This is a genomic window from Acinetobacter sp. ANC 5378 (assembly GCF_013004315.1).
Classification (GTDB): Bacteria; Pseudomonadota; Gammaproteobacteria; order Pseudomonadales; family Moraxellaceae; genus Acinetobacter.
The window spans coordinates 20,392-46,569 of the sequence record NZ_JABERK010000006.1 but is presented as its reverse complement, the minus strand read 5'-3'; the positions used below and the strand labels follow the sequence as shown (position 1 = coordinate 46,569).

The following is a 26,178-nucleotide window of genomic DNA, read 5'->3' as shown; positions in this document are numbered from 1 at the left end:
TCGTCCGGGCAACAGATCCTTAATCTGTTGCCACTGATCATCTCTTAATGCATAGCGTTTAGTCATGAAAAAATAATGAGGACAGATTAGATTTTCTCAAGCTAATTGATGACAGGCCCTAGTTAAAAAAACCTACTTTGGGTTAAATTTCACTTACTTTATATTTTAATCCTTCAAATAAACTTCAATCTAAAATTCACGCTTACAGATTTCAAGAAATGACTAAAAATAATGCAGGAATATTTTCACTTAAATGATTTACTCAAAGCGATTGCCTCTCCTTCCAGGATTCAATTTTTACATTTTTTAAATATCAAATTACAGTTTAAGTTTTCAAAAATTTTAATTAAAAATAAAGCCATTTTTCTCATTTTGTGAAGCTTCATTTTGGACTTATATCAATTAGCAGACACTTTTAAATAAAGTCCCTTCACTGAGATATTGTATAAAGCATTTAAATTACTCACTGCTATTATTTAGCAACACGTTGTTTATTTTCCAAAATTTCAGGCAAATTTCGTTCAATCCAACCAATGAGCATTGTCATCTTTTCAGCTGCCTGAGCACCCAAAATAGTCAGTTGATATTCTACTTTCGGTGGCACGACAGGATAAACCGTACGAATCAGAAAACCATCTTTTTCCAATACTTTTAAGGTTTGCGCCAGCATTTTTTCACTCACCCCTTCTATGCGCTGTTTCAACTCGCTAAAACGATGCACACCATCACTTAAACATCGTAAAACTAACACAGACCATTTGGTGGTTAAGTGTTCCAATATTTCACGTGAAGGACACTCATTAGATAAAACTTGTCCAAGTAAATGACTGGTTGCGTAGGTGCTCATCCATGTTCTCCAATTTTATTCTTAACTTACTTTTATATATATACTTACCTTAAGCAAGCTACTATAAACTATAACAAGATAAGTTGTTTAAGTATATAAAACCATCAATTTACCGTTTTTTTAGAATAAAAATTATGAGACATAACACTTAAAAGAATGTTTGGTTAACAAAAAATGTAATTATTTTAAAATGATTGAGTAAATCAAATTTCATAAAGCAAACTCAAAACCGCCCCTGTCTAGATCACAAAGCCTCCTAATGACTATTTGAAAGAAAAGTCATATTTTTTCAAAAGCGAATGGAGTTAATTTAAATGAGAAAATTTAGATAACAGCTCAATTTTTAACTTTAGAAAACAAAAAAAAGAGCCTCAAATGAGGCTCTTTTTACTACTTTACAAATTATGCATTTGTTTCAGCAGGAACTTTTGGATAGCTTACGCCACACATTTGTTCAGCGATACGTAATACCTGGCAGCTATAACCCACTTCGTTATCGTACCAAACATACGCTGTTAAACGAGTACCTGAAGTGATTGTTGCTTGCGCATCAAATACACCTGCAGTACGTGAACCGATAAAGTCAGAAGATACAACTTCAGTAGAATTTGTATAACCAATTTGACCTTGAAGGCTTGAGTTGATTGAGATTTGACGAATGTATTCATTCACTTCTTCACGATCAACTTCTTTCTCAAGGGTTAAGTTAAGAATAGCAAGTGATACGTTTGGAGTCGGAACACGTACAGAGTTACCAGTCAACTTGCCTTTAAGCGCAGGAAGAGCTTTAGCAACTGCTTTCGCAGCACCAGTTTCAGTAATTACCATGTTCAAAGTCGCAGCACGACCACGGCGATCTGCCTTATGGTAGTTGTCGATCAAGTTTTGGTCATTTGTGAAAGAGTGAACAGTTTCAACGTGACCATTAAGCACTTTGTATTTGTCATCTAACACTTTTAATACTGGCGTAATTGCATTTGTTGTGCAGCTAGCAGCAGAAATGATTTTGTCTTCATCTAAAATGTCAGTATGGTTTACGCCATACACCACATTTTTCATTTCGCCTTTACTTGGAGCAGTCAATACAACACGCGCAACACCTGGACATTTCAAGTGTTCAGCAAGACCTTCAGCATCACGCCATTTACCTGTGTTATCAATTACTAAAGCGTTATTGATACCAAAAGCTGTGTAATCCACTTCGCTTGGGCTTGAAGCGTAAATGACTTTAATGAAGTTACCGTTAGCAATGATTGCTTCGTTTTCTTCATCTACAGAAATTGTGCCTGCAAATGGACCGTGAATTGAGTCACGACGAAGTAAAGAGGCACGTTTTTCCAAATCACCATCAGATGATTTACGAACAACGATTGCTTTAAGGCTTAAACCACGACCAAGACCTGATTGACCAATGATCAAGCGGGCAAGGATACGACCGATACGACCGAAACCGTAAAGAACCACATCTTTAGGTTCAACAGTTGCAGGATTGCCTTCTAAAGATTTAACAGCATCTGCAACAAATGCATCGATGTCGCCGCCTTTTTCTTTAAATTCAACCGCAAGTTTACCTAGATCGATTTCAGCAGAACCAATTTTCTCAACTTTAGCCAATGCTTCTAGAATGGGGAAAGTGTTAACCGCAGAAAGTTCAACATCCATCACACGGGTACGACGGTGTGCTTTTAAAATCTGGATTACTGAACGGTTAACTAAAGAACGACCAAATACCGAAGTCACGATATTTTTTTCACGATACAACTGACCAATTAAGGCAATCATATGCTCCGCGATTTCTTCACGGTTTTTCCAGCGACCTTGGTGATCTGCATGTAGGGCGATGATAGTCTCTTTGCTCACAGATACGTCCTCTAATTAATTGTATATCTAGGCATGAATTTCAAAACCCGGCAATTGTAAAGGAATTGTCCGGAAGTTTGAATCAAAAGCTGATTTTGTCTGGCACATTTTGCTATATATTCATTATAAATTGACAAAATAGTTGTAATTATTTTTATGATTTTCATATCGAAAGCTATAGACCACCACATTTCAGACCAAAATAATAAATTAGGTTCAAATGTTGCTTTATCAGACAAAACTCAAAAGCAGAGACCGTTTACTTTAAGCGATCTTGATAATTTTCCAGATTTTGTGCTAATGACTTTTGCTTCCGCTGTCGCTTGATCAAATTAATTGAACCTTCGACGATCAGAAGTAACACTGCCAACCAAATTGGAATATAAGTCAACCATTCTGCCAATTCCACCCTTTCACCTAAAGCAATGGATGCAAAGGCAAGTAATACCGGTTCTAAATAGCTTAACAATCCAAATATAACAAAAGGCAAATAACGACTTGCCAGAATATAACTTCCCAGTCCCAAAGCACTTAAAAAGCCTAATCCCAAAACAGCCCAGATTAAGTGCTGAAATTGCCCAATTAAAGCAAAAGAGTCACTATAGACAGTTGCTAAATAAATAGCGACCGGAAGGATTAAAAATAAATCCCACCAGAAACCACCCAAGTGGTCGGTTTTAAAAGCACGTCTTAAAAAGAAATAGATCGGATAGGCAACGGCAACATATACCGTTTCCCAAGCAATACTACCAATGCGCCATAGCTCATGCCCAACACCGACACTAGCAAAAATCACTGCAGCAATTTGCCATTTGGACAGTTTTTCTTTGTAAAGTACACAACCAATGAGCACCATCACCAACGGTAATAAGAAATAGCCCAAAGAGACTTCCAAACCACGCCCATTAATCGGTCCCCACAAGAACAACCAAAGCTGTGTGGTACATAATACTGAACTGACAATCAGCCAGATCAAAAAAGTCGGTTGCTTAAAAATCCGTTTAAAAATTTCTGCGATATGTTTTAAATCACCGCTCCACCACATAAATAAAGTGAGAAATGGCAGTGTGGCTAACATACGCCAGGCAAATGTCTGTTCGCTATCTAAAGGTTTTAAGAATTGAGTATAGAAATATAAAACCCCAAAAGTGACCGATGCCAATACAGACAAAGCTACGCCTTTATACATCTTTCATCTCTGGATTGATCTCGTCGGCATTATAAACATTTCACACCCAGAAAACTTGATCATTCACCCTTCAAATTGACCATATAATAAAAAAACCATGCCGAAGCATGGTTTGATCAATCAATCTTTTAAGATTACTTTTGGGTTTGTTTAGTATGAATCACATCACTAATGTCATAACCTATCGATTGGGCATAATCCAGATATTCTTTTACTACAGCTTGATTCGGTTGTGCTGAACGAGACAGTACCCACAGATATCTGCGACGTGGCTCACCGACCAATACCGTTTGATAAGCATCGTCAATTTTTAGAACCCAATAATCTCCACGTCCTACCGGTAACCAGCGAACAGATTCCGGCAAAAAGCTGACTTTCAACTTGGTATTAAATGGCGCATTTTGAATAAACGCCTCACCGACAGACTCATTTAATTGTCCATCTTTAGTATAGCAACGGTTATCTACCCCAATATTGCCATTTTCATTTAAGGTATAAATAGCAGATACATCACGATCACACTTATTTTGGAAGTACATTGGCTTACGGGCAACTTCATACCAAACACCGAGATATTTATCCAATTCAATTTTTTCAACAGTGTGTAAGGTCTTGTTTTTTGCATAAGCCATGGTGGCCATACCCAAGCCAATGAGCACGACTCCACCGACAGCAATTTTAGCCAGTTTAATGCCGGCTTTAGGAAGATCATTCGTTGTCATAAAGCTACCTTTCCAGTCAAAATTTAAGATTTATAAAAATGAATATCCATTTAAAAATAACCATTCCAACTGAGTGATACTGTAGTGTTATGTAATGATTTTGCTGTAAAAAATTACTTATCCAGCTAACTTAGCATCTGTGCTTTTAAACGGACAATTTCATCACGCAGTCGTGCCGCCTGTTCAAACTGCAATTCTTTTGATGCTTTTAACATCTCTTTTTCCAGTTTGGACATATGCTTGGCCAGCAACTTAGGATCGGCCAGAATATGACGGTCATCCGCACTTAAAGCACGTGCTTGATCCGAGATTTTTTCATCAATTTGATCATCAGTCAGTACTTCACCGGTATCAATATCTTTATTGTTTTGACGTTTTGTACTGCGCGGCGTAATCCCATGCAGCGTATTAAACTCGATTTGTTTAGCACGACGTCGATCCGTTTCATCAATCGCTTTTCGCATGGAATCGGTGATGCGGTCAGCATAAAGAATCGCTTTACCTTTTACATTACGTGCTGCACGACCAATGGTCTGAATCAGTGAGCGTTCAGAGCGCAAAAAACCCTCTTTGTCAGCATCCAGAATCGCGACCAAAGATACTTCTGGCATGTCCAGACCTTCACGTAACAGGTTAATGCCGACCAGCACATCATGCACACCAGAACGTAAGTCATGAATAATCTTCACCCGCTCTACCGTATCGATATCTGAATGCAAATAAGCGACTTTCACCCCATATTCTTTTAAATATGAAGTTAAATCTTCTGCCATACGCTTGGTGAGTGTGGTGACCAAAACACGTTCATCCAAATCTTTACGCAGATTGATTTCTGAAAGTACATCATCGACTTGGGTCAAAACTGGACGAATTTCAATTTCAGGATCGACCAAACCGGTTGGACGAACCACCTGCTCGGCAATTTGCTCGGATTTTTCCAGCTCATATTTTGCCGGGGTTGCGCTGACATAAATCGTGGTCGGAATAATGCGCTCCCACTCCTCAAATTGCATCGGGCGGTTATCCAGTGCACTCGGTAAACGGAAACCATAATTGACCAGATTTTCTTTACGCGAGCGGTCACCCTTATACATCGCGCCAATTTGCGGAACCGTCACATGCGATTCATCAATAATCAGTAAAGCATCGTCAGGGATATAATCGAATAAGGTCGGAGGGGCTTCACCCGATGGACGACCAGACAAATGCCGTGAATAGTTTTCAATCCCGTTGGTATAACCCAACTGCTGCATCATTTCCAAATCATAACGGGTACGCTGTTCGATGCGTTGAGCTTCAAGTAATTTATCATGCTCGCGAAAGAAGACTAAACGCTCTTTCAATTCTTCACGAATGGTGCCGATGGCGCGCTGCAAGTTATCTTTTGGAGTGACATAATGACTTTTAGGATAAATCGTGACACGCGGTACTTTACGCACCATTTTCCCGGTTAATGGATCAAACCAGCGGATGGAATCAACTTCATCATCAAACAGTTCGATACGAATGGCATCTTGATCCGATTCGGCCGGAAAAATATCCATAATTTCACCGCGAATACGATAGGTACCACGTAAAAATTCCAGTTCATTACGAGTATATTGCATTTCAACCAGACGACGAATAATGTCATCACGACTGATTCGATCGCCCTGTACAATATGCAGCAACATGCTCATATAGGCATTGGGATCACCCAAACCATAAATCGCAGAAACCGAAGCCACAATAATGGCATCGCGACGCTCTAATAATGCGCGCGTTGCTGAAAGTCGCATCTGATCAATATGATCATTAATGGCAGAATCTTTTTCAATAAAGGTATCGGAAGATGGAACATAGGCTTCAGGCTGATAGTAGTCGTAATAACTGACAAAATACTCAACCGCATTATTCGGAAAAAATGACTTAAATTCGCCATACAGCTGTGCAGCCAAGGTTTTGTTGTGCGCCATGACAATGGTTGGACGTTGAGTCTGAGCAATCACATTGGCCATGGTATAGGTTTTCCCCGAACCTGTTACCCCTAATAGCAACTGATCGTGATAGCCTTTTTCAATACCACTGACCAGTTTTTCAATGGCTTGTGGCTGATCACCAGCGGGTTGATAGCTGGTCACTAATTCAAAAGGTTGCTGACTATCCTGCATAGTATCCATCTTCAACGACATAACATTCATAGTATGAGGGCTAAAAACCAACATGCAACATCAGCACCCCTATATTTCTGTATTTTGCTGATTCAGTAGATTTCGTTCAAGTTGATCTTCTTATTTCAGTGCTTTCATCAAATCACATCAGATCAGCTAAAATCTTTGTAAAGCCTCTTTTTCTTGCAAAACTATCTTTATCCTTATCAAAGACGCTAACTTTTATTCTAATTTTAAAAATCCTGATCTTTCACTTGACCATCTGCCATTTCAATTGCAACATGAATGAAAGACCATCACGATTGTATTCGCCTATGTCATATCACTATCACGATGAAAATATTGTAAAAAGCTTACCTGAAGATACTGTGTTTGTTTTTGGCAGCAATATGGCAGGACAGCATGCAGGTGGAGCTGCACGTACTGCGCTTGAGCACTTTGGTGCGATGACAGGTGTCGGTCGCGGTTGGTCCGGTCAAAGCTATGCCATTCCAACCATGAATGAGCATTTGCAACAAATGCCCTTGTCGCAAATTCAGCACTATATTGATGATTTCAAGATTTACACCAAAAACCATCCCAAGATGACCTATTTCATCACCTCAATTGGTTGTGGGATTGCAGGCTATAAAACCGAAGAAATTGCGCCTATGTTCAAAGGCATTTCACATAATGTGATTTTCCCAAGTTCGTTCCGTCCTTTTGTAGAAAGAGCCTTACCCAAGCTGACCCGACATTTCTTAAGAACCGTTTTTAGCGATGATGTGATTTTTTCAACCCGTGATGATGACATTGTTACCGGTCTAGATTTATCTGAAAATGAAAAAAGTGCCGCAAGAATTATTTTAAATACGCAAATTTACCCAACCGATAGCAATGGACGTGATCGTAGTTTTGAAATTTCAGATATTTTACATGTTCTAAATGGCAAAATATTTGAATGGCAAAGTAACTCTGAAGGCCCGATGATGTTTGGTGGCGTGATTTTAGCTTTGCTTGAACTGTACAATATTAATGAAAAAGATTTTATTGATGTTTGGCAAGGTGAACGAGAAATTCCTGCACCTAAACCTGAAAATAAAGCACGTAAAAAAAGTCGTTAATTTTGATATTTCTTTTTAAAAAAGCCAATTTCTGAATTGGCTTTTTTTAGCTCTGCCGAATTGTAATTGGTGACATACAACACCATTAAGCGAAAATATTATTTTACTTATCACATTATTTCAAAATTATTTTTTTCACTCTATACTTCATTCTTAAACTTAAATAAAAAATAAGAGCTGCTTGAATGGAAATGCTGGACTCCCCCTTTTTCGAACTATCTCCCATTGCAATGTGGCTTGAAGACTATAGTGAAGTTAAAAAACAATTTGATATTTGGCGTGAACAGGGTGTCCAAGATCTGTTAGATTTTCTACAACAAGATCAATCCCGAATACTTGAATGTGCAAGAAAAATTAAATTATTAAAAGTAAACTCTAAAACTCTGGAACTGTATCAAGCCAAGGACTTTGAACATTTACATCAAAATCTTGATTTAGTCTTTAAAGAAGATATGAGCAAAACCCATGTCAAGGAACTGCTGGCCTTATGGAATGGCGAAACCCAGTTTTCCAATTCCGCGGTGAACTATACCCTGACGGGTAAACGTCTGGATATCCAGCTCAAAGGCATTGTACTGCCGCAACATGAACACGATTTATCATTACTGTTAATTACGACGGAAGATATTACTTCTTATACCGAAGCCTGCCGTCTTGAAGAAAAAAGCCGACATCTCGCGGAAGCCCGCTTTATTTATTCACCGACCTCACTTTGGGTGGAAGATTTTAGCCGGATCAAAATTAAATTAGATCAATTACGTGATTTAGGTATTGAAGACTTCAGCACTTTTTTAGATGTGCATAATGATTTCGTACATGAGTGCATCAAAGAGATTTTGATTATTGATGTCAATCAGGCAACACTGGAATTATTTAGTGCACCGAATAAAGAGGTTTTGTTTAAAAACATGCATAAAGTTTTTGCTCAGGAAATGACTCAAACCTTTCGAGAGCAATTAATCGAGCTTTGGAATGGCAATATTCATCATCAGCGTGAAGCTGTGAATTATGCGCTAGATGGCAGCATCCGCCACGTACTGCTGCAATTTACGGTCTTCCCCGATTACCAGGATAATTGGGGAATGGTTCAGGTTGCACTCACCGATATCACCGCGCGTAAAAAAGCTGAAAAGTATCTGGAATATTTAGGCAAGCACGACGTGCTGACCAAACTGTATAACCGTTCTTTTTATACAACTGAATTAAATCGGTTACAACGTAATAGGCAGCGCCCGGTATCCTGTATTTTTATGGATATGAATGGATTAAAAGAACTCAATGATCAGTTAGGTCATGATGCGGGTGATAGCTTATTACAACGCATGGGCAACGTATTAAACCAGGTGGTTCATCAAACCCTGTATTCTGCCTGCCGGATTGGTGGCGACGAGTTTGTCATATTGTTGCCGGGTGCTGATGAAGCAGCGCTACAAAACTGTTTGCAAAGCCTGCAAGAACTTTTATTAGTAGATAACCAATTTTATTCCAATCAACCGATTAGCCTGTCCATTGGTTATGCGACCAATCATCTCGATGAACGCATGGAAGATATGCTAAAACGGGCTGACATGGCCATGTATCAGGACAAAAGAAATCATTATCTTAAGCACAATAGAAGAAAACCAATACTTAATGATCTTTAATCATGCAAAGTGTAATACCCAAATAAAAAAGCCATGGCAAAAACCATGGCTTTTTTTGAAAGCTTAGCGCTTACCCATCGAACGGCGTGTGCCACGAGGCGGCATCCAGGTGCGATCAGCATAGCGCTGCGGACGTGGACGTAATTCCTCTAACACTTCATCGGTATTTTGCTCAGTCTCTTTTTTAATCGGGAAAGGCAAATTGACCAATGGTTTTTTCTTGGGAGTATTTTGGGTGCTCATGTGATTCACTCAAGGATTTCTGAGGCATATTGTACGGAAAAATGCCTTTAAGTGCGAGATCGGATTTTTTAAATCGTTTAATGCGCTGCTTTTTGCAAATTCAAACACGTATTTCATCCCCATTAATGATCAAATTATTCAACAATCATAAGGGAAATAAAACCCCCAAAATATTCTAAAAATAGATGAATATTTTCTTAATTATCCAATATTTAACCACACTTAAAACTGCTCAAGCTTGCAAAAATATTTCTATTCCCAATAGATCAATCATCTATCCCATTGAAACAAATCATCTAATTATTTACAGGAATACAACCAGACTAATATTTTTTAGAAACATTCAGGTGATTTTTCAACCATATAATCAAAACCAGAAAAAAACTTATAAACGTAAAATGGACATGGAGTCCCTGAATGAACAAGTCGTTACTTTGTATTATGTCGTCTCTTGCTGCTGTACCTGCAATAAGCTATGCCAATTCACCTTATTTTAGTTTACAAGATGGGGACGGTTTTAAACGCTTTTCTGTTTCTGTCGGCGCGCTACATGTCATGCCGCAAGGTAAAGCCCAATCCTTCCAAGTCAAAACTGCAGTTAAAAATGGTGAAGTTTCCAAGAATGGTGATATTCAGGTCGATACCGTATTAAACAATCTTAATCCGAATGTAAATCAAAAAGCTCTTGCGACTGCATTAGAAGGAATAGGCTTTTTTACTGGGGGAAAACTAGGCAGTAGACTGAGTGGCAGTTCAAAAATACAAGGATTAGAAGAGTGGAATAACCCAGGTACAGGTCTAGAGGCAGATGATGTCAATACGCTGGGTATCATGACCAATTACTTCTTTACCGATCATATTTCCTTTGAAATAAAAGCCGGTATTCCCCCTAAAGTAGACTTACAGGGTAAAGGCAAAATTTATGCACCTTTCTCTGCTGTGGCCACACCACAAATTGGTAACTTACCTTTAGAATTTTTAAATATTGATCTGCAAAACGATATTTTTATTACTGATTTAGAAGCCCATGGCGCTGCCGCCACAGCTCGTGCCTGGACGCCTGCGTTTGAATTCCAATATCACTTTGGGAAAACCGGTGTCAATAAATTCCGCCCTTATGTGGGTTTAGGCGTGATGTATGCATACTTTAATGAACTGGAAATCAACCCGCATACCGAACAGGATTTAATCGCAGCCGGTCACATGATTGCCAATATTAAACAAGTTAATGCTGGCGCTTCTCTAGAGGGCAAACTAAGCAAAGCCAATCCTCAAGTGGATCTGGAAGCAACCGATGCGATTGCACCTATTGCCACCTTAGGTTTTACTTATGACTTTAATGACAAGTGGTTTGCGGTCGGTTCAGTTTCCTACGTGCATATGAAAAATGAAACCATGATTACTGTGACAGATGCGACCCACGGTGAATTAATCCGATCTAAAGCTGAGATTGAAATTAACCCCTTATTGGCTTATGCAGGTGTAGGTATTCGCTTCTAAGTTTTTCATTGAGAAAAATGACGGCTCTATGTCGTCTTTTTTTGAGTTCATAAAACTTGCTATAACTTAATTTTATCTTTTGTTTAAGTTTTATTGAATCGTTTCCCTTTTCAAAATCGAATAACATAGCGACATCGCAATCGCAGCATGGATGAATTATGTCAGATACCCGTTTTTCCAAACCTCTTATTTACATGTTAATTGGAAGTGCGCTGATTCTGGCGTTATCCCTAGGGGTACGACATGCTTTTGGGCTGTATCTTGTACCTATGAGTCATGAGTTTGGTTGGGGACATAATGTCTTTAGTCTTGCCATTGCGATGCAGAACTTAATCTGGGGTGCGGTACAACCGATTACTGGTGCTTTTGCCGATAAATATGGCAGTAAAATTGTAGTTGCAGTAGGCGGTGCTTTATACAGCATCGGTTTATTGCTGATGGCCTTCAGTTCCACAGGCTTAATGCTAAATTTAAGCGTCGGTTTAATCTTGGGCTTAGCTCTATCTGCGACATCTTTCCCGGTTTTACTTTCTGCTGTGGGACGTGCTGCGCATCCTGAGAAGCGTAGCCTTGCGATGGGGATTGCCAGTGCCGCAGGTTCATTTGGGCAATTTATTATGTTGCCCTCAACCCTGCTGCTTTTACAAAGTGTTGGATGGTCAGCAGCCTTGGTGGTCAGTGCCATTCTGATTGCCCTGATTATTCCTTTGGCCTGGATGTTAAAAGCACCGATGTATGTCGCACCTCAGGCATCAGCGGATCTCAATAAGCCCGCTTTAGGTTTTAAACAAATCCTGGTGATTGCCAAAAACCATATCCCCTTTTTGTTCTTAGCTTTGGGCTTTTTTGTCTGTGGTTTTCAGGTGGTGTTTATCGGCATTCATTTACCCGGCTATCTGATTGATCATGGTTTTAATGCCACCATCGGTACTATTTTTCTGGCTTTGGTTGGTTTATTTAATATTGTCGGTACATATAGTGCAGGTTGGCTCGGTGGTCGATATTCCAAACCTCGATTACTCATGGGTTTATACGGTTTGCGCGGGATCGCCATTATCGCCTTTTTGGCGCTACCTTTAAGCACGTGGACAATTTATGGCTTTGGTGTGATTATGGGATTACTCTGGTTATCGACTGTGCCGCTAACCAACGGTATTGTGGCGAATATGTTCGGAGTGAAATACCTTTCCATGCTGAGTGGTCTGGTATTTTTTACCCATCAAGTCGGTTCATTTTTTGGCGGATGGCTCGGGGGTGTCAATCACGATATGACAGGCAACTACAATATGGTCTGGATCTTTTCAATCGTGCTCAGTCTGGTGGGTGTACTGGTGCATTTCTTTGTCAATGAGGAGGCTGTGATTCATGACTGATTCTTTACTTGGCTTAAAAATCCTGATTGGTCTAGCAGTGGTAGGTTTACTCGGTCTAGCCATTCTATTGTGGTTCAAAACACCGCAACTGTTTGAATATTTCAATCAGGCATTCTGTCCACATTAATGCTTAAAAATCAGCACTTAAACAGCAAAAAAACTGCTTTATTTTGCTGTTTATATTAAAAGTTTAATAATCATAAATTTAATTATTTTTCGTTGTTATTTCATAAGGTTAGCACTTCTTTTGATTTTGAATTTTGAATTTTGAATTTTGAATTTTGAATTTTGAATTTTGAATTTTGAATTTTGAATTTTGAATTTTGAATTTTGAATTTTGAATTTTGGTCATTTTTGATTAGATTTTTTTCACAGCAAAATAATTTGAGAAAAAGATGACCAGCCTTACCCAACTATCCCAAGCCATTCATGATGCACCGCGTTGGCATCAGGCAGAACAATTTCAAAATCCAGAAGAAATCAGCATTACTCCCTTACAGGGTGAAGCATTAGGTGCCATTGTTTCTGGTTTAGATGCCCGTAAAGCCCAAGCCGGTGAAACCATTTACCGGCTGAAACAAGCCTTGGCTGAACACCTGATTTTAATTTTCAAAAATCAAAGTCTGGATGATTTACAGTACTTGGCCTTTGCCAGTTATTTTGGCTCTATTTTTCGCCCAAGTGCAGACAATCCAGTACTTGCAACGCAATCGGATACGGGCACTCCACCCGATGTCGTTCCTATATCTAATGCCGTGGGTCAAGGCGATTACACCGGACATGGCGAACTGACTCCGCATGCCGATCACCAATGGACGCCACAACCTTCTTTCGGTTCATTACTCTATGCCATAGAACTTCCAGAAGATGGCGGCCAAACCTCATGGTTCAACACCATTAAAGCCTATGAAGCACTCGATGAGGCAACCAAACAGCATATTGATCAATTACAATTAATCACCTACAACCCCTTTGTCCGTCGACAACAGGTGAAAGATCAGGATAACAATGGTTATGGCACAAGTCCTTTATACCGTTTCAAAGATCAACCGATTATCGGGCACGCTTACCCACATCCTTTGGTACGCACACATCCAGAAAGTGGTCGCAAAGCGCTTTGGCTGAATACACGAAGTGAAGTTGAACTGGTAAATTATGATGATCAGGCTGGGAGTGAATTAATCGCTTCATTACGCGAACATCTACTCAAGCCAGAATTTCGTTATGAACATCAATGGCAAAAAGGCGACATCGTCTTTTGGGACAATCAGGTCACGTTACATTCACGCCGCCCTTTCCCTGCCGATCAACGCCGTTTATTGAAACGCATCAGTCTTGCAGGAGGTCGCCCTTTCTAAAGGTTGCTTAAATAAAAATAATAATAAAAACAATAAAAATGCCCGTTTTTGAACATCTTGAAATAACAATAACCAAGATTCAAGATGTTCAAATTTTTTTGTTCTGCACCTCTCACCATTTAAATTGCTCAATTCAATATTCCAGCAAACTTCGCACCCTAACTCTCCCTTGTCTGGTTGGTTAGTTATGCATCCATACCCTAGTTTTGAAACTGTAACCATTCTTTATGGATGGTGAGTTAAAGCATCACCCGTCCAAAGGTAATCACGGTAAAATTGGTGAAAATGAAGTGCAATAAATGACTGCCATTCGAGACATTTTACATAAAAAATCATGCCAAAAATTTTGCCAAAATTAAAGGTTCACTAGATATGGCTTCATTTTTGAATGAGTTTATCTCCTGCTGAAAAAACAACTAAGCCACGTTATCAGAAACTTTCTGAATCCAATATTTAGCGTAGAAAAAATTAACAATATAGGCAGTGAAAAACTCCAAACATGGTTAAGATATAATCGACAGTGTTTATCCAATAATTTCAGGATGATTAGAAAAGAGAGCGATCATGAGTGAAAAAAATGAATCTTATAAATGTCTGGTTTGTGGAAAACATTTTCCGCTAAAAAGTCTCATCCCGATGGGTACAGTACGCAAAGTCATTACAGAAGTAATTTCACAGGATTTTCCAGAATGGTCACCTCAAAGTTATATTTGCCAGGCAGATTTAACCAAGTATCGAATTCAGTATGTTCATTCATTGTTAAAGTCTGAAAAAGGTGAAGTGACTGATCTTGAGTATGAAGTGATTAACAGCATGCAACAGCATGAACTCATCACAAAAAATGTTGAAACCAAACTCGATCAAAACTGGACTTTTGGTGAAAGACTGGCAGATAAAATTGCGTCTTTTGGTGGAAGTTGGGCCTTTCTGATTTGTTTTGGTATTTTTTTAGCCATCTGGATTATTGTGAATACGGTGGTTATGGTCTCACATCCTGCTGATCCTTATCCTTTTATCCTGTTAAATTTAATCCTGTCCTGTATAGCGGCTATTCAAGCACCGGTAATCATGATGAGCCAAAATAGACAAGAAGCAAAAGATAGATTGCGTTCACAAAATGATTATCAAATTAACTTAAAAGCCGAGCTTGAAATTCAACATTTGCATGAAAAATTAGATCATCTATTAATGCATCAGTGGGATCGGCTGGCAGAAATACAAGAAATCCAACTCGAGTTACTCTCTGAAATGAGCAAAAAACATTAAAAAAATCTGTCCATATTGTCATTAAATAACCGAGAAAACGGGAATGAGTTAATTTCCCAAATGATTGTCGCAAAAAAAATACAGCCCGCAGATTTGATGAAATCTGCTGATGAACTCTATTTCAGAATGCTCATTTTATAATTATCAAAATTTCACTTTATGCTCTACATAAAAAAACCCGAAAGCCTTCACTTACGGGTTTTTCAATCTAAGACTTAAATCAGACTTAGAACAAACGGTTCATACCGTTCAATGTTGCTACACGGTACGCTTCCGCCATAGTCGGATAGTTAAAGGTGGTTTCAACAAAATATTTAATCGTGTTATTACCACTATTCATCACCGCTTGACCGATGTGAATAATTTCTGAAGCATTGTTACCAAAACAATGGACACCCAAAATTTCCAGCGTGTCACGGTGGAATAGAATCTTCAACTCACCGACAGTGTCGCCAGTAATCTGCGCACGTGCCAAGTGACGGAAAGACGCTTGCCCTACTTCGTAAGGAATCTTTTCTTCAGTCAATTGCTGTTCAGTCTTACCAATCGAAGAAATTTCCGGAATGGTATAAATACCTGTCGGAATATCCGTTACTGGTGCAACATGTTCACCGCTCATGTTTGAACCTGCGCAACGACCTTGGTCATAAGCAGCAGAAGCAAGCGATGGCCAGCCAATCACGTCACCGGCAGCGTAGATATTTTCCACTTCAGTCTGATACTGATCATTTACGGTTAACTGACCACGGCTGTTGGGTTGAATACCCACATTTTCAAGGCCTAAACCATCAGTATTACCCGAACGGCCGTTACACCACAAAATGGCGTCAGCTTTAATTTTCTTACCACTTTGTAAATACATCACCACGTGATCATCGAATGTTTCAAGATGATCCAGTTGTTCGTTATGACGAATCAACACACCCTGTTCACGCAAACGGTAAGACAAGGCATCAGAAATCTCATCATCTAAATAGCTGAGTAATTTATGTTGGGTGTTAATCAAATCAACTTTATGGTCCAGACCAATGAAGATCGACGCATATTCACAACCAATAACACCGGCACCGTAAATGATGATTTTCTGGATTGAGAAATCAAGATCCAAAATTTTATCTGAATCAAATACACGTGGATGATTAAAATCAAGTGCCGCTGGACGGTATGGACGCGAACCTGTCGCAATCACCAATTGCTGGAAAACAATGGTTTCTTTAATCCCGTCATCACTGAAAATCAGTGCGGTATTTTGATCTTGGATGTATGCACGACCATGATAAATATCAATTTTATTACGATCATAAAAACGCGAGTGTGTTTCAACCTGTTGCTGAATCACTTTATGTGCATTACGCAATACTTGTTTCATGGTGAACTGTTTCCAGTCGCCCACTTTCTGGAACATTGGGTCACGTTGGTAACGTAAAATGCTCGATACCGTTTGACGCAATGCTTTACTTGGAATAGTTCCTACATGAGTACAGTTACCACCTAACTGCTCACGAATATCAACAATTGCAACACGCTTGCCTGATTTAGCAAGTTTCATTGCTGCGCCTTCACCAGCTGGGCCTGAACCGAGAACTACCGCGTCGTATTTAACGAAAGTTCCACTAACGACCTCTTTTTTACGTGGCATTCAACGCTCCTTTAATCAAAATCTATCTTTAATCAATCTGAGTTATATTATGACGTAATTCCCATGCATTTGGTGTATTTAGCTGACATATATTGAGTGATAACCACATTTTTTAAATGAATATCGTTTTTACCCTATTTCAGCCTAAGTTCGCTATAATACAGGGGCTATTATGTCTCGCATCTCCCCCGTCAAAAACAGTGGAAAAGTTGAATATGTCTGAAAACCGTAAACCAGAACAGGGTGTCAAACTTCGTGGCGCAGAGAAGGTCGCTCGTATTCCTGTAAAAGTTGTACCTACGGTTGAAACGCCACGCAAACCGGATTGGATTCGCGTCAAAATGGCGGCTCCTGATGAAGTTCAACGCATTAAAACAACGTTACGCGCACAAAAATTACATACGGTTTGTGAAGAAGCGGCTTGCCCTAACCTGCCGGAATGTTTTGGTGGCGGTACAGCAACCTTTATGATTATGGGTGATATCTGTACCCGTCGCTGCCCGTTCTGTGACGTTGCACATGGTCGTCCAAATGCACTTGATCCGGATGAACCCCGTCATATGGCAGAAACCATCGCTAACTTAGGTTTGAAATATGCGGTGATCACCTCTGTTGACCGTGATGATCTTCGAGATGGGGGTGCTCAGCACTTTGTAGATTGTATTAAAGAAGCACGTGAATTAAGCCCAAAAACGCTACTTGAAATTCTAGTTCCAGATTTTCGTGGTCGTATGGATGTTGCTTTACGCATTATGACGGAATGCCCGCCAGACGTATTCAACCACAACATTGAAACTGTGCCACGTTTGTATAAAGCGATGCGTCCAGGTTCTGACTATCAGCATTCATTAGACCTGCTTAAAATGTTTAAAGAATATTGTCCTGACGTTCCAACCAAGTGTGGATTGATGGTTGGTTTGGGTGAAACTGAAGAAGAAGTGCTGGCACTGCTTGATGATCTTCGTGCACATGATGTGGATTACATCACCATCGGTCAGTATTTACAGCCTTCCAAGCAGCATGCACCGATTGACCGCTTCGTAACACCAGAAGAATTTGAACGCTATACTGCACATGGTCAAAAGCTCGGTTTCAAAAATATTTGGGCAGCCCCTATGGTTCGTTCAAGCTACTTTGCTGACCGTCAATACTATGGCGAACCTGTTCCGGCAGTACGTCGTAAAGTTGATCCTGCAAAGAAAATTGCCGTACAAACCATCGAAGCTTAATTCAGTCTAAATAAAAATCAGCCTGATTGAGTGATGCCAACCTAATCTATTTAGGTTGGCATTTTTATTTTAAGATTGTAAAAATGACCCGATATAAAAAAATCCCCTATTCAAATAGAGGATTTTTAAAAAATTATAGATCAAAAACTATAGATTAAGCAGCTTTACTCGGCACACCACTATGAAAGCGGAATAAATCATCTGGAGTTAAAATCAGGTTTTTTTCAACTTCACGAAAGTGTGCAATACGCTGCTGAATATCTTCTTTAGGATTTTTTAACTTTGAAGTTTGAGCGACATCCAATGCCAATGCCAAGTAATCCTCAAAGTGACGAGATTCAGACTTGAGAAGATAGCGGTAGTATCGACCTAAGTCTTCATCTACAAGCGGTGCGAGCGCATAAAAACGCTCACATGAACGCGCTTCTACAAAAGCACCAATAATCATAATGTCGATTAAAGCTTCAGGCTCATAAGTACGTACTTCTTTACGCAATCCACCTGCATAACGACCCGCACTAATCGATTGCCATTCCTGCCCACGTTTGGTCATTAGTTCAAGCACTTGTTCATAGTGCAACATTTCTTCACGCACCAACTGTGCCAGCTTAACCTGTAAATCGGTAAAGAACGTGTAGCGAAACATCAGGTTCATAGCCGTACCTGCTGCTTTCTTTTCACAATTGGCATGATCTTGCATGAGTAACTCTAAGTTATTCATTGCTTCATCCAACCATGCTTTTGGTGTTTCACATCCCAAGAAGCCCAAAACGGGCTTCATAAGATCATCATAATTTATTAACGACATAATTCTAAAAACTTATCTTGCTGATTTAATGACAGCTTTCATTTGTTGAACGGCTTGAGCTAAACCCACAAACACAGCATCGGCAATAATGGAATGACCAATATTAAGTTCATGAATTTGCGGAATTTGAGCAATTGGCGTGACATTTTTAAGGTTTAAACCGTGTCCTGCATTCACCAACAAACCTTTAGCGGCTGCATATTCTGCACCTTGAACAATACGCTCAAGTTCGTGCTGTTGTGCTTCTGCTGTTTTTGCATCTGCATAGGCACCGGTATGAATTTCAATGGTCGGTACACCACAAGCAATTGCAGCATCAATTTGCGCAATATCGGCATCAATAAACAAAGACACTTCGCAACCAATCGCAGTTAAGGCTTGGGTGGCTGCTTTGACCCCTTCAAAATGTCCTAAAACATCCAGACCACCTTCAGTAGTCACTTCCTGACGTTTTTCTGGAACAAAGCAAACATGATGCGGCTTGATTTCTTTGGCAAATTCAACCATTTCAGCGGTCACAGCCATTTCCAGGTTCATATGCGTTTTCAATAACGGACGCATACGACGCACATCATCATCCTGAATATGACGACGGTCTTCACGTAAATGCAGGGTAATCCCTTCTGCACCGGCTTGTTCACAAATCAATGCAGCATTGACTGGATCTGGATAAGTGGTTCCGCGCGCCTGTCGCAATGTCGCCACATGGTCAATATTTACACCAAGCAATGCAGCCATAATAATTTCCTAACCATGATTAAAAATTAAGATTGAGATTTAGATTGAGTATTTAGAACCCACAATTGACGGCTTTTCAGTGGTCGCTCTCCCAAAAGAGAGGTGATCATCTGCCGATACAGTTGAGCCAACAATTGTAACTGCTCCGGGTTAAAATCCCTACCCTTTTCATAATCACGCATCGACAGAATGTGCTGTCCCGATAAAGTTGAGCGTGACTGTTGTGCAGTGGGGATAAAACCTTCATTGAGCTGAAATAGATAATTTTGAGTTACCTGAATCTCATGCTGCTGAGCATCAGTACTAAAGTCGAGTGCATAACCAAGCTCTTCCAAGAGAGCATGTTCAAACTGGCGTAAAATTTGCCGTAAAAAAAGATGAGGATTTTCGTGTTGTGCCAATTGTTGCAGTTGTTGCAAGGTCTGATGATATTGCACAAAGGTTTGTGGCATTTCAACTTCAACTGGACACAAACGAAGAATAAGTTCATTTAAATAAAAGCCAGAAAAAAAGGCATCGCCAAAGAAAAAAACCGGCTGATTGACAATTTCTAGTTTAGTAAAATTTTTAAGATCAGATTTTCCAGAAGCTTGCAAGCAAATCGGTTGGTATTGCGGAGGTGGCGTTTGTCTTAAGATTCCATCAACGCGACCATGCTCCTGCGTAAACAAATGCACGATATGACTGCGCTCACGGTATTTACGATGATGAATTAAATAGCCATGCAATTCTTCATTTCGCATGAATAATCAAATCTAATCTTTTTTCTTTTTAGAATCGTCATCACTTTCTTCGTCATCCCCATCTGGAATGACCGCACCCACGACGGCAGCAGTTCCTTTAACTACGCCCTTCGTGGTTTTATAAGCCACTTTTACAGGGACAGTGACAAGTTTATGAATACAGCCTTGCAGAAATAAAACACATGCTACAACTGCCAATACTTTGATCATCACTATTCCCTATAAAAGAGTTGCTTATCAAAACTGTTTAGATATCGCTATAACCTAAACTTTTCAATGCACGTTCGTCATCAGACCAACCGCCTTTCACTTTAACCCAAAGTGTCAGCATGATCTTTTGTTCAAACATTTTTTCCATATCAGCACGCGCATCCATACCGATTTTTTTCAGCTTCGCGCCTTTTTCACCAATCACAATGGCCTTTTGACCTTGGCGATCAACAAAAATCGTTGCATCGATATAGATACATGCTGGTTTTGGACGACCGGTTTTTTCATGAACAGTCGCTTCTTCAGTCTTGAATGACTCAATCTGTACTGTTAAATCATACGGTAGTTCTTCACCTAATTGACGCATGATCTTTTCACGAATCACTTCAGATGCAAGGAAGCGCTCTGAACGATCGGTAATCTGATCCAATGCATACAAAGGTGGCTGAAACGGTAAATAGTTTTCAATCGTGTCACGCAAATGATCAAGATTTGAGGCGCGCAAAGCTGAAACAGGAACAATTTCTGCGAAATTCATCAACTTCGCTCGCTCTTGAATCAATGGCAAAGCACTGTTTTTATTTTCAAAAGTATCAATTTTATTGATCACTAGAATAACGGGCATTTCTGCATTTTTAAGTTTTTCCAAAACCAGTTCATCGTTTTGAGTCCACTTTTGCGCATCTACCACAAATAGCACCAAGTTCACATCACGTAGTGCAGAAGATGCCGCACGGTTCATCATTTTATTGATGGCACGGACTTCTTTTTTGTGCATCCCCGGCGTATCCACAAAGACTGCCTGAGACTTTTCACGTGTATCAATACCGACAATCTTGTGACGGGTCGTTTGCGGCTTACGTGAAGTAATAGAAAGTTTTTGACCTAAAATATGGTTCATCAACGTAGATTTACCCACGTTTGGACGCCCTACAATGGCTACAAATCCACTTTTAAAATCTGCAGGGATAGTTGTGCCTTGTGAACTGAAAAAATCATTAATCAGGTCGTTGCCGTTGCTTTTCGGCTCGTGATCAGCATCGATGTGATCAGAATGTGTAGTCATGCAGATTACTGCTCCAATTGTTTTAAAATATCTGCCGCTACTGCTTGCTCAGCAAAGCGACGGCTGGATCCTTCACCATACAATACAGGCAAACCCTCTATAATACATTCCACTTTGAAATGCTGATTCGGGGCATCGCCTTGAATATCTACAACATCGTAAATAGGGAGAGGTTTTTTACGGGCCTGTAAATATTCCTGTAAGCGTGATTTGGGATCTTTGAGTTGGTCTGTAGGCTCAATATGGTCTAAATATGGCTCGTACCATTTGAGTACGATCTCTTGCAAGACTTTTAAATCATTGCAGTCGACATAAATTGCACCAATAATCGCTTCTACAGTATCAGCAAGAATTGATTCTCGATGATGTCCACCCGATTTCAACTCGCCTGTGCTTAAGATTAAACACGGACCAAGTTTTAAATCGTTTGCAATTTTGCCTAATGCTTCTTGACGAACCAATGTGGCACGCATACGCGTTAAACGCCCTTCATTTTCACGAGGGTAGGCTTGATACAAATAATGGGCAATGATCATCCCTAACAACGAATCGCCTAAAAACTCTAGACGCTCGTAGTTAGATTTATGACTCACCGACCGGTGTGTCAGTGCAAGCTGCAATAATTCAGGCTGTTTGAACTGATAACCGATACGGCTGACCAAGTGCATATCACTTAGTTTGGACTGACCTTTGATCAAAACTTTTCTCGAACTTTAACACTAAATCTATATTGAGTAAGAAAGGCTTTCTTATCTCATACTCTTTTTTCACTTGCAGACCATCGGTATTGATGACTTGTGCAATATCTTTAAACTTGATATCACGAATGCCATTCATATCGAAACGCTGCCCTATCTGTTTCTCAAACTCAGAAGGTGAAATGTTTTTCGGGCTACTTTGCATTAACTCCGTAATCTGATTATCAATTAAACGATCATCCAGATACGGTCCCCAGACTGCAATTGCAATTTTTGCCAAAAAAGCAAAACCAATAATTGCAATTAAAATTCCAATATATGATGCACCTTGTTGATTTTTACGCATTTGTTATTTTTCCAATCATGCTTAATCAATTTTACCGTTACGATTAAATGACGGCAATTTAAAACCAGGTTCTTTATGCATCCAGATATAGAATGCACGACCTGTTAGGTTTTCCTCTGGTACAAAGCCCCAAAAACGACTGTCAGCACTTTGATCGCGATTATCCCCCATCGCGAAGTAGTGACCTTGTGGAACTTTGACTTCCCAATATAAACCATTTTCAGCCGAGTATTTACCATTTTCAACATAATTAATAAACGGCGCTTGGCGTGCGACATTTATACCTTCAAGCTCACGCATTTTAAAGGTGTGCTTACCCAGTGTTTCTTGATGATAAATCGAGGTTGGTGTATCTAAAATGTCTTTTTCACGGCTAAATTCAACTGGAACTTTAGCGACCTTATTACCGTTAATTGAAAGCTGACCATGATCATAAACAATATGATCACCTGGCAAACCGACAACACGTTTAATATAACTAATGGTCGGTTGTGGTGGATAACGGAATACAATTACATCACCACGTTCAGGTTCACCCACGTCAATCACTTTGGTATTTACGATAGGTAAACGTATTCCATAATTGAATTTATTGACCAGAATAAAATCACCGGTTTCTAATGTCGGCACCATCGAATCTGATGGAATATTAAAAGGCTCATATAAAAATGAACGCAGAATCAGGACGACTGCCAACACCGGCCAAAAGTCATAAGCCCATGTAATAATGAAATTTTCATTATCCTTGCCTAGAGTTTGTCTTTGTTTAAAGACAAACTTATCCAACAACCACACCAAAAAGAAAATTAATGTGGCTGGTACAAGGATTAAATTAAAATCAAAATCCATGGGCTTATATCCTCAATCTTATTATCTTTCTACTTTCAATACAGCCAGGAACGCTTCTTGCGGGATTTCAACACTACCCACTTGCTTCATGCGTTTCTTACCTTCTTTTTGCTTGGATAGAAGTTTCTTCTTACGTGAAACGTCACCACCATAACATTTAGCCAATACGTTTTTACGCATTGCTTTTACAGTCGAGCGTGCAATAATTTGTGCGCCAATTGCAGCCTGAATCGCGACATCAAACATCTGACGAGGAATCAGCTCTTTCATTTTTTCAACCAGTGCAATACCACGGTGACGCGCATCATTACGATGAACAATCATCGCCAAAGCATCCACTTTTTCACCATTAATCAACACATCCACTTTGACCAGTGATGAGCTTTCAAAACGGACAAAGTTATAATCAAGCGAGGCAAAACCGCGTGAACATGATTTCAATTTATCAAAGAAGTCCATTACCACTTCAGCCAATGGCACTTCAAAGGTCAAAGACACTTGCTTACCTAGGAACTTCATTTCTTTTTGAACACCACGGCGTTCAACACATAATGTCATGACGTTACCCAAGTATTCTTGAGGAACCAAGATATGACATTCAGCAATCGGCTCACGTAAATCTTCAACTGTTGAACCGTCAGGCATTTTCGATGGACTGTCGATGTATATCGTGTCGCCATTCTTCATTAACGATTCATAAATTACTGTCGGTGCAGAGCTGATGAGGTCTAAATCATACTCACGCTCTAGACGCTCTTGTACAATTTCCATGTGCAGCATGCCCAAGAAGCCACAACGGAAACCAAAACCTAAGGCATCCGAACTTTCTGGTTCGAAGAACAATGCAGAGTCATTAATTTGTAATTTATGCAGTGCTTCACGGAACGGTTCAAAATCGCTGGCATCAATTGGGAACAAACCTGCATAGACCTGCGGTTTAACCTTTTTAAAACCCGGTAATACAGCAACATCTGGTGTAGCCGCTAAAGTGATGGTATCACCCACTGGCGCACCAAAAATATCTTTAATCCCGGCAATGACAAAACCTACTTCACCGGCTTCTAACTCACCTGTTTCAGTATGCTTAGGGTTAAAAATACCCACTGATGTCACGATATGGGTTTGACCAGTCGATTTGACCAGCATTTTGTCACCCTTACGGATACGACCTTCTTTAACACGAACTAGAGAAACTACACCTAAGTAGTTATCGAACCAAGAATCGACAATCAAGGCTTGTAAAGCAGCGTCACGATCACCGACCGGTGGCGGAATCACATTGACCAGTGTTTCTAAAACACCTTCAACACCTAGACCTGTTTTCGCAGAACAGGTCGGTGCTTCTGTCGCTTCAATCCCGATAATATCTTCAATTTCTTGAATTACACGCTCAGGTTCAGCCTGAGGTAAATCAATCTTGTTTAAAACAGGAAGAACTTCCAAACCTTGTTCAATCGCGGTATAGCAGTTAGCAACAGACTGTGCTTCTACACCTTGTGCCGCATCTACCACTAGTAAAGCACCTTCACAAGCTGCTAGAGAGCGTGACACTTCATAGGAAAAGTCAACGTGTCCCGGTGTATCAATGAAATTCAATTGATACTCTTGACCATTTGGATGGGTGTAATACAAGGTTACTGAAGCAGCTTTAATGGTAATTCCGCGTTCGCGCTCAATGTCCATAGAGTCAAGGACTTGTGCTTGCATTTCACGAGCTTGCAAACCACCACAGGTTTGAATAAATCGATCTGCAAGTGTCGACTTACCATGATCGATATGTGCAATAATCGAAAAATTTCGTATATTGTTGATATTAACTGACTTTTTAGCAACTGCCATAAACTACTCTAAATCAAAACACACAATCACATACTCGAACAAACAAAGTATTTATGACGTGCAAAAAAGGATATTCCGAAGATGTTGCACAGTATAAGCAGTAGATAGTTAAAAATACAGAGAGCTTTTAAAAATAGTCGGTTTCTTCTGCAAACTTTGCTATAAACCACCCTCGCTCAAGTATTGATATATAAATGTTATGACAGCAATTAAATCAGGTTTAAGCCGTAGTCGACAGGAATGTAATCTCAAGCTTTCAAATTAATATTGGTGAAATCTAGCGGGTTAATCTCGGCTGCTATCGGTTGATAGGCTTGGGTAAATGTTGGTGACATGCGTTTTGGTCGACCTGTTGCGATTTCAATGCATGCCCATTTAGTATTTCCTGTAAATAAAATACTTTGGTCATGAGGACGATAGAAGACGTATTGACGGAAAGAATACAGTGCATTGAGATCATTCAACCAGGTACGCAAAATAATTTTTTCGCCTTCAAATGCCGCTTTACGATATTGCACATGATGCTCAATCGCTACCATTGCATGCTTCAATTCAAGGTATTCTTTAAGCCCCAAACCCAAGGCTTCAATATGTGCAGTCGCAACTTCCTGTATCCACTGCATATACACCACATTATTCACATGTCCCAAACTGTCAATATGATCTGCTTGAACGGTCATTTCTAAATCAAAAACTGTGCTCATATATTCTTTAAACCCGTACTCGTTGCAAAAATTTCGCTCAAGGAACCACAGTCTA

General features: G+C 39.7%; 25 protein-coding genes. 8 read left to right on the top strand and 17 right to left on the bottom strand.

The features are described from left to right. Nucleotides 1–472 precede the first annotated feature (472 nt). The 5 genes from HLH16_RS01840 to uvrB all read right to left on the bottom strand — a co-directional run bounded on the left by HLH16_RS01840 (nt 473) and on the right by uvrB (nt 6,768). A complete protein-coding gene (locus HLH16_RS01840) occupies nt 473–847 on the bottom strand; it encodes a winged helix-turn-helix transcriptional regulator (protein WP_171528014.1) in 375 nt (124 codons plus the stop codon). 402 nt (nt 848–1,249) lie between these two features. Next, nucleotides 1,250–2,707 (bottom strand): glyceraldehyde-3-phosphate dehydrogenase, encoded by a 1,458-nt coding sequence (locus HLH16_RS01835; RefSeq protein WP_171528013.1) that lies wholly within the window; start codon nt 2,705–2,707, stop codon nt 1,250–1,252. Between the two features lie 259 nt (nt 2,708–2,966). After that, on the bottom strand, nt 2,967–3,896 hold the full coding sequence (rarD, locus tag HLH16_RS01830) for an EamA family transporter RarD (RefSeq protein ID WP_171528012.1): 930 nt from the start codon (nt 3,894–3,896) through the stop codon (nt 2,967–2,969). A 134-nt stretch (nt 3,897–4,030) separates the two neighbouring features. Next, nucleotides 4,031–4,618: a lipocalin family protein gene (locus tag HLH16_RS01825; RefSeq protein WP_131286861.1), complete on the bottom strand. Its 588-nt coding sequence runs from the start codon at nt 4,616–4,618 to the stop codon at nt 4,031–4,033. 125 nt (nt 4,619–4,743) lie between these two features. After that, the gene (uvrB, locus tag HLH16_RS01820; protein ID WP_131287018.1) at nt 4,744–6,768 is read right to left on the bottom strand and encodes an excinuclease ABC subunit UvrB; all 2,025 of its coding nucleotides are present in this window, start codon (nt 6,766–6,768) and stop codon (nt 4,744–4,746) included. 314 nt (nt 6,769–7,082) lie between these two features. Here uvrB and HLH16_RS01815 point away from each other — a divergent pair, with 314 nt between their 5' ends. Beyond that, a complete protein-coding gene (locus HLH16_RS01815) occupies nt 7,083–7,871 on the top strand; it encodes an A1S_2505 family phage non-structural protein (protein ID WP_171528011.1) in 789 nt (262 codons plus the stop codon). Nucleotides 7,872–8,056: 185 nt separating this feature from the next. After that, the gene (locus HLH16_RS01810) at nt 8,057–9,514 is read left to right on the top strand and encodes a sensor domain-containing diguanylate cyclase (RefSeq protein ID WP_171528010.1); all 1,458 of its coding nucleotides are present in this window, start codon (nt 8,057–8,059) and stop codon (nt 9,512–9,514) included. Nucleotides 9,515–9,577: 63 nt separating this feature from the next. Here the strand turns inward: HLH16_RS01810 and HLH16_RS01805 are convergent, their stop codons facing one another. Beyond that, nucleotides 9,578–9,757, bottom strand: a complete 180-nt coding sequence (locus tag HLH16_RS01805) for a hypothetical protein (RefSeq protein WP_171528009.1) — start codon at nt 9,755–9,757, stop codon at nt 9,578–9,580. Nucleotides 9,758–10,174: 417 nt separating this feature from the next. Between HLH16_RS01805 and HLH16_RS01800 the strand changes: the two genes are divergently transcribed. The 5 genes from HLH16_RS01800 (at nt 10,175) to HLH16_RS01785 (ending at nt 15,254) form a co-directional block, all read left to right on the top strand. Next, nucleotides 10,175–11,257, top strand: coding sequence for an OmpW/AlkL family protein (locus HLH16_RS01800; RefSeq protein WP_171528008.1), 1,083 nt, complete (start codon nt 10,175–10,177; stop codon nt 11,255–11,257). A gap of 158 nt (nt 11,258–11,415) precedes the next feature. Further along, nucleotides 11,416–12,630 (top strand): MFS transporter, encoded by a 1,215-nt coding sequence (locus tag HLH16_RS01795; RefSeq protein ID WP_171528007.1) that lies wholly within the window; start codon nt 11,416–11,418, stop codon nt 12,628–12,630. Further along, complete coding sequence (locus HLH16_RS15825; protein WP_284729901.1) at nt 12,623–12,757, top strand: hypothetical protein; 135 nt, start codon at nt 12,623–12,625, stop codon at nt 12,755–12,757. The genes HLH16_RS01795 and HLH16_RS15825 overlap by 8 nt, the downstream gene beginning before the upstream one ends. 268 nt (nt 12,758–13,025) lie before the next feature. Then, nucleotides 13,026–13,988, top strand: a complete 963-nt coding sequence (locus HLH16_RS01790; protein ID WP_171528006.1) for a TauD/TfdA dioxygenase family protein — start codon at nt 13,026–13,028, stop codon at nt 13,986–13,988. Nucleotides 13,989–14,552: 564 nt separating this feature from the next. Then, nucleotides 14,553–15,254 carry a DUF1003 domain-containing protein gene (locus HLH16_RS01785; protein WP_171528005.1) on the top strand — a complete coding sequence of 234 codons (702 nt, stop codon included), beginning with the start codon at nt 14,553–14,555 and terminating at the stop codon, nt 15,252–15,254. 226 nt (nt 15,255–15,480) lie between these two features. Here the strand turns inward: HLH16_RS01785 and sthA are convergent, their stop codons facing one another. After that, entirely contained in the window at nt 15,481–16,893 is a 1,413-nt protein-coding gene (gene sthA / locus HLH16_RS01780; protein ID WP_131286879.1) for a Si-specific NAD(P)(+) transhydrogenase, read from the bottom strand. A gap of 215 nt (nt 16,894–17,108) precedes the next feature. Between sthA and lipA the strand changes: the two genes are divergently transcribed. Further along, a complete protein-coding gene (gene lipA, locus HLH16_RS01775; protein WP_131286881.1) occupies nt 17,109–18,122 on the top strand; it encodes a lipoyl synthase in 1,014 nt (337 codons plus the stop codon). Nucleotides 18,123–18,276: 154 nt separating this feature from the next. On the opposite strand, the gene HLH16_RS01770 is transcribed toward lipA, so the two are convergent. From HLH16_RS01770 to HLH16_RS01725, 10 genes are all read right to left on the bottom strand, one after another. Beyond that, nucleotides 18,277–18,930 (bottom strand): MiaE family protein, encoded by a 654-nt coding sequence (locus HLH16_RS01770; RefSeq protein WP_171528004.1) that lies wholly within the window; start codon nt 18,928–18,930, stop codon nt 18,277–18,279. Between the two features lie 12 nt (nt 18,931–18,942). Next, nucleotides 18,943–19,668, bottom strand: a complete 726-nt coding sequence (pdxJ, locus tag HLH16_RS01765) for a pyridoxine 5'-phosphate synthase (protein ID WP_171528003.1) — start codon at nt 19,666–19,668, stop codon at nt 18,943–18,945. 26 nt (nt 19,669–19,694) lie between these two features. Next, nucleotides 19,695–20,411 (bottom strand): DNA repair protein RecO, encoded by a 717-nt coding sequence (gene recO, locus HLH16_RS01760; RefSeq protein WP_171528002.1) that lies wholly within the window; start codon nt 20,409–20,411, stop codon nt 19,695–19,697. Between the two features lie 12 nt (nt 20,412–20,423). Next, nucleotides 20,424–20,621: an NF038104 family lipoprotein gene (locus tag HLH16_RS01755; protein ID WP_171528017.1), complete on the bottom strand. Its 198-nt coding sequence runs from the start codon at nt 20,619–20,621 to the stop codon at nt 20,424–20,426. A 37-nt stretch (nt 20,622–20,658) separates the two neighbouring features. After that, nucleotides 20,659–21,687, bottom strand: a complete 1,029-nt coding sequence (gene era, locus HLH16_RS01750; RefSeq protein ID WP_171528001.1) for a GTPase Era — start codon at nt 21,685–21,687, stop codon at nt 20,659–20,661. Between the two features lie 5 nt (nt 21,688–21,692). Continuing rightward, nucleotides 21,693–22,385 carry a ribonuclease III gene (gene rnc, locus HLH16_RS01745; protein ID WP_171528000.1) on the bottom strand — a complete coding sequence of 231 codons (693 nt, stop codon included), beginning with the start codon at nt 22,383–22,385 and terminating at the stop codon, nt 21,693–21,695. Continuing rightward, nucleotides 22,357–22,731, bottom strand: coding sequence for a DUF4845 domain-containing protein (locus HLH16_RS01740; protein ID WP_171527999.1), 375 nt, complete (start codon nt 22,729–22,731; stop codon nt 22,357–22,359). The genes rnc and HLH16_RS01740 overlap by 29 nt, the downstream gene beginning before the upstream one ends. Before the next feature lie 21 nt (nt 22,732–22,752). Continuing rightward, nucleotides 22,753–23,580, bottom strand: coding sequence for a signal peptidase I (lepB, locus tag HLH16_RS01735; protein WP_171527998.1), 828 nt, complete (start codon nt 23,578–23,580; stop codon nt 22,753–22,755). A 21-nt stretch (nt 23,581–23,601) separates the two neighbouring features. Further along, nucleotides 23,602–25,419: a translation elongation factor 4 gene (lepA, locus tag HLH16_RS01730; RefSeq protein WP_171527997.1), complete on the bottom strand. Its 1,818-nt coding sequence runs from the start codon at nt 25,417–25,419 to the stop codon at nt 23,602–23,604. 248 nt (nt 25,420–25,667) lie between these two features. Continuing rightward, nucleotides 25,668–26,123 carry an acyl-CoA thioesterase gene (locus HLH16_RS01725; RefSeq protein ID WP_171527996.1) on the bottom strand — a complete coding sequence of 152 codons (456 nt, stop codon included), beginning with the start codon at nt 26,121–26,123 and terminating at the stop codon, nt 25,668–25,670. Between the last annotated feature and the right edge of the window lie 55 nt (nt 26,124–26,178).

Excerpts from the sequence above, each read along its gene's own strand:
- HLH16_RS01770 (WP_171528004.1), bottom strand. The coding sequence starts at position 18,930 with ATGTCGTTAATAAATTATGATGATCTTATGAAGCCCGTTTTGGGCTTC.
- HLH16_RS01825 (WP_131286861.1), bottom strand. The coding sequence starts at position 4,618 with ATGACAACGAATGATCTTCCTAAAGCCGGCATTAAACTGGCTAAAATT.
- lipA (WP_131286881.1), top strand. The coding sequence starts at position 17,109 with ATGTCTGAAAACCGTAAACCAGAACAGGGTGTCAAACTTCGTGGCGCA.
- HLH16_RS15825 (WP_284729901.1), top strand. The coding sequence starts at position 12,623 with ATGACTGATTCTTTACTTGGCTTAAAAATCCTGATTGGTCTAGCAGTG.
- HLH16_RS01800 (WP_171528008.1), top strand. The coding sequence starts at position 10,175 with ATGAACAAGTCGTTACTTTGTATTATGTCGTCTCTTGCTGCTGTACCT.
- era (WP_171528001.1), bottom strand. The coding sequence starts at position 21,687 with ATGACTACACATTCTGATCACATCGATGCTGATCACGAGCCGAAAAGC.
- HLH16_RS01740 (WP_171527999.1), bottom strand. The coding sequence starts at position 22,731 with ATGCGTAAAAATCAACAAGGTGCATCATATATTGGAATTTTAATTGCA.
- HLH16_RS01840 (WP_171528014.1), bottom strand. The coding sequence starts at position 847 with ATGAGCACCTACGCAACCAGTCATTTACTTGGACAAGTTTTATCTAAT.
- lepB (WP_171527998.1), bottom strand. The coding sequence starts at position 23,580 with ATGGATTTTGATTTTAATTTAATCCTTGTACCAGCCACATTAATTTTC.
- HLH16_RS01785 (WP_171528005.1), top strand. The coding sequence starts at position 14,553 with ATGAGTGAAAAAAATGAATCTTATAAATGTCTGGTTTGTGGAAAACAT.
- sthA (WP_131286879.1), bottom strand. The coding sequence starts at position 16,893 with ATGCCACGTAAAAAAGAGGTCGTTAGTGGAACTTTCGTTAAATACGAC.
- HLH16_RS01725 (WP_171527996.1), bottom strand. The coding sequence starts at position 26,123 with ATGAGCACAGTTTTTGATTTAGAAATGACCGTTCAAGCAGATCATATT.
- pdxJ (WP_171528003.1), bottom strand. The coding sequence starts at position 19,668 with ATGGCTGCATTGCTTGGTGTAAATATTGACCATGTGGCGACATTGCGA.
- HLH16_RS01790 (WP_171528006.1), top strand. The coding sequence starts at position 13,026 with ATGACCAGCCTTACCCAACTATCCCAAGCCATTCATGATGCACCGCGT.
- HLH16_RS01805 (WP_171528009.1), bottom strand. The coding sequence starts at position 9,757 with ATGAGCACCCAAAATACTCCCAAGAAAAAACCATTGGTCAATTTGCCT.
- HLH16_RS01815 (WP_171528011.1), top strand. The coding sequence starts at position 7,083 with ATGTCATATCACTATCACGATGAAAATATTGTAAAAAGCTTACCTGAA.
- rarD (WP_171528012.1), bottom strand. The coding sequence starts at position 3,896 with ATGTATAAAGGCGTAGCTTTGTCTGTATTGGCATCGGTCACTTTTGGG.
- uvrB (WP_131287018.1), bottom strand. The coding sequence starts at position 6,768 with ATGCAGGATAGTCAGCAACCTTTTGAATTAGTGACCAGCTATCAACCC.
- HLH16_RS01810 (WP_171528010.1), top strand. The coding sequence starts at position 8,057 with ATGGAAATGCTGGACTCCCCCTTTTTCGAACTATCTCCCATTGCAATG.
- recO (WP_171528002.1), bottom strand. The coding sequence starts at position 20,411 with ATGCGAAATGAAGAATTGCATGGCTATTTAATTCATCATCGTAAATAC.
- HLH16_RS01755 (WP_171528017.1), bottom strand. The coding sequence starts at position 20,621 with ATGATCAAAGTATTGGCAGTTGTAGCATGTGTTTTATTTCTGCAAGGC.
- lepA (WP_171527997.1), bottom strand. The coding sequence starts at position 25,419 with ATGGCAGTTGCTAAAAAGTCAGTTAATATCAACAATATACGAAATTTT.
- HLH16_RS01795 (WP_171528007.1), top strand. The coding sequence starts at position 11,416 with ATGTCAGATACCCGTTTTTCCAAACCTCTTATTTACATGTTAATTGGA.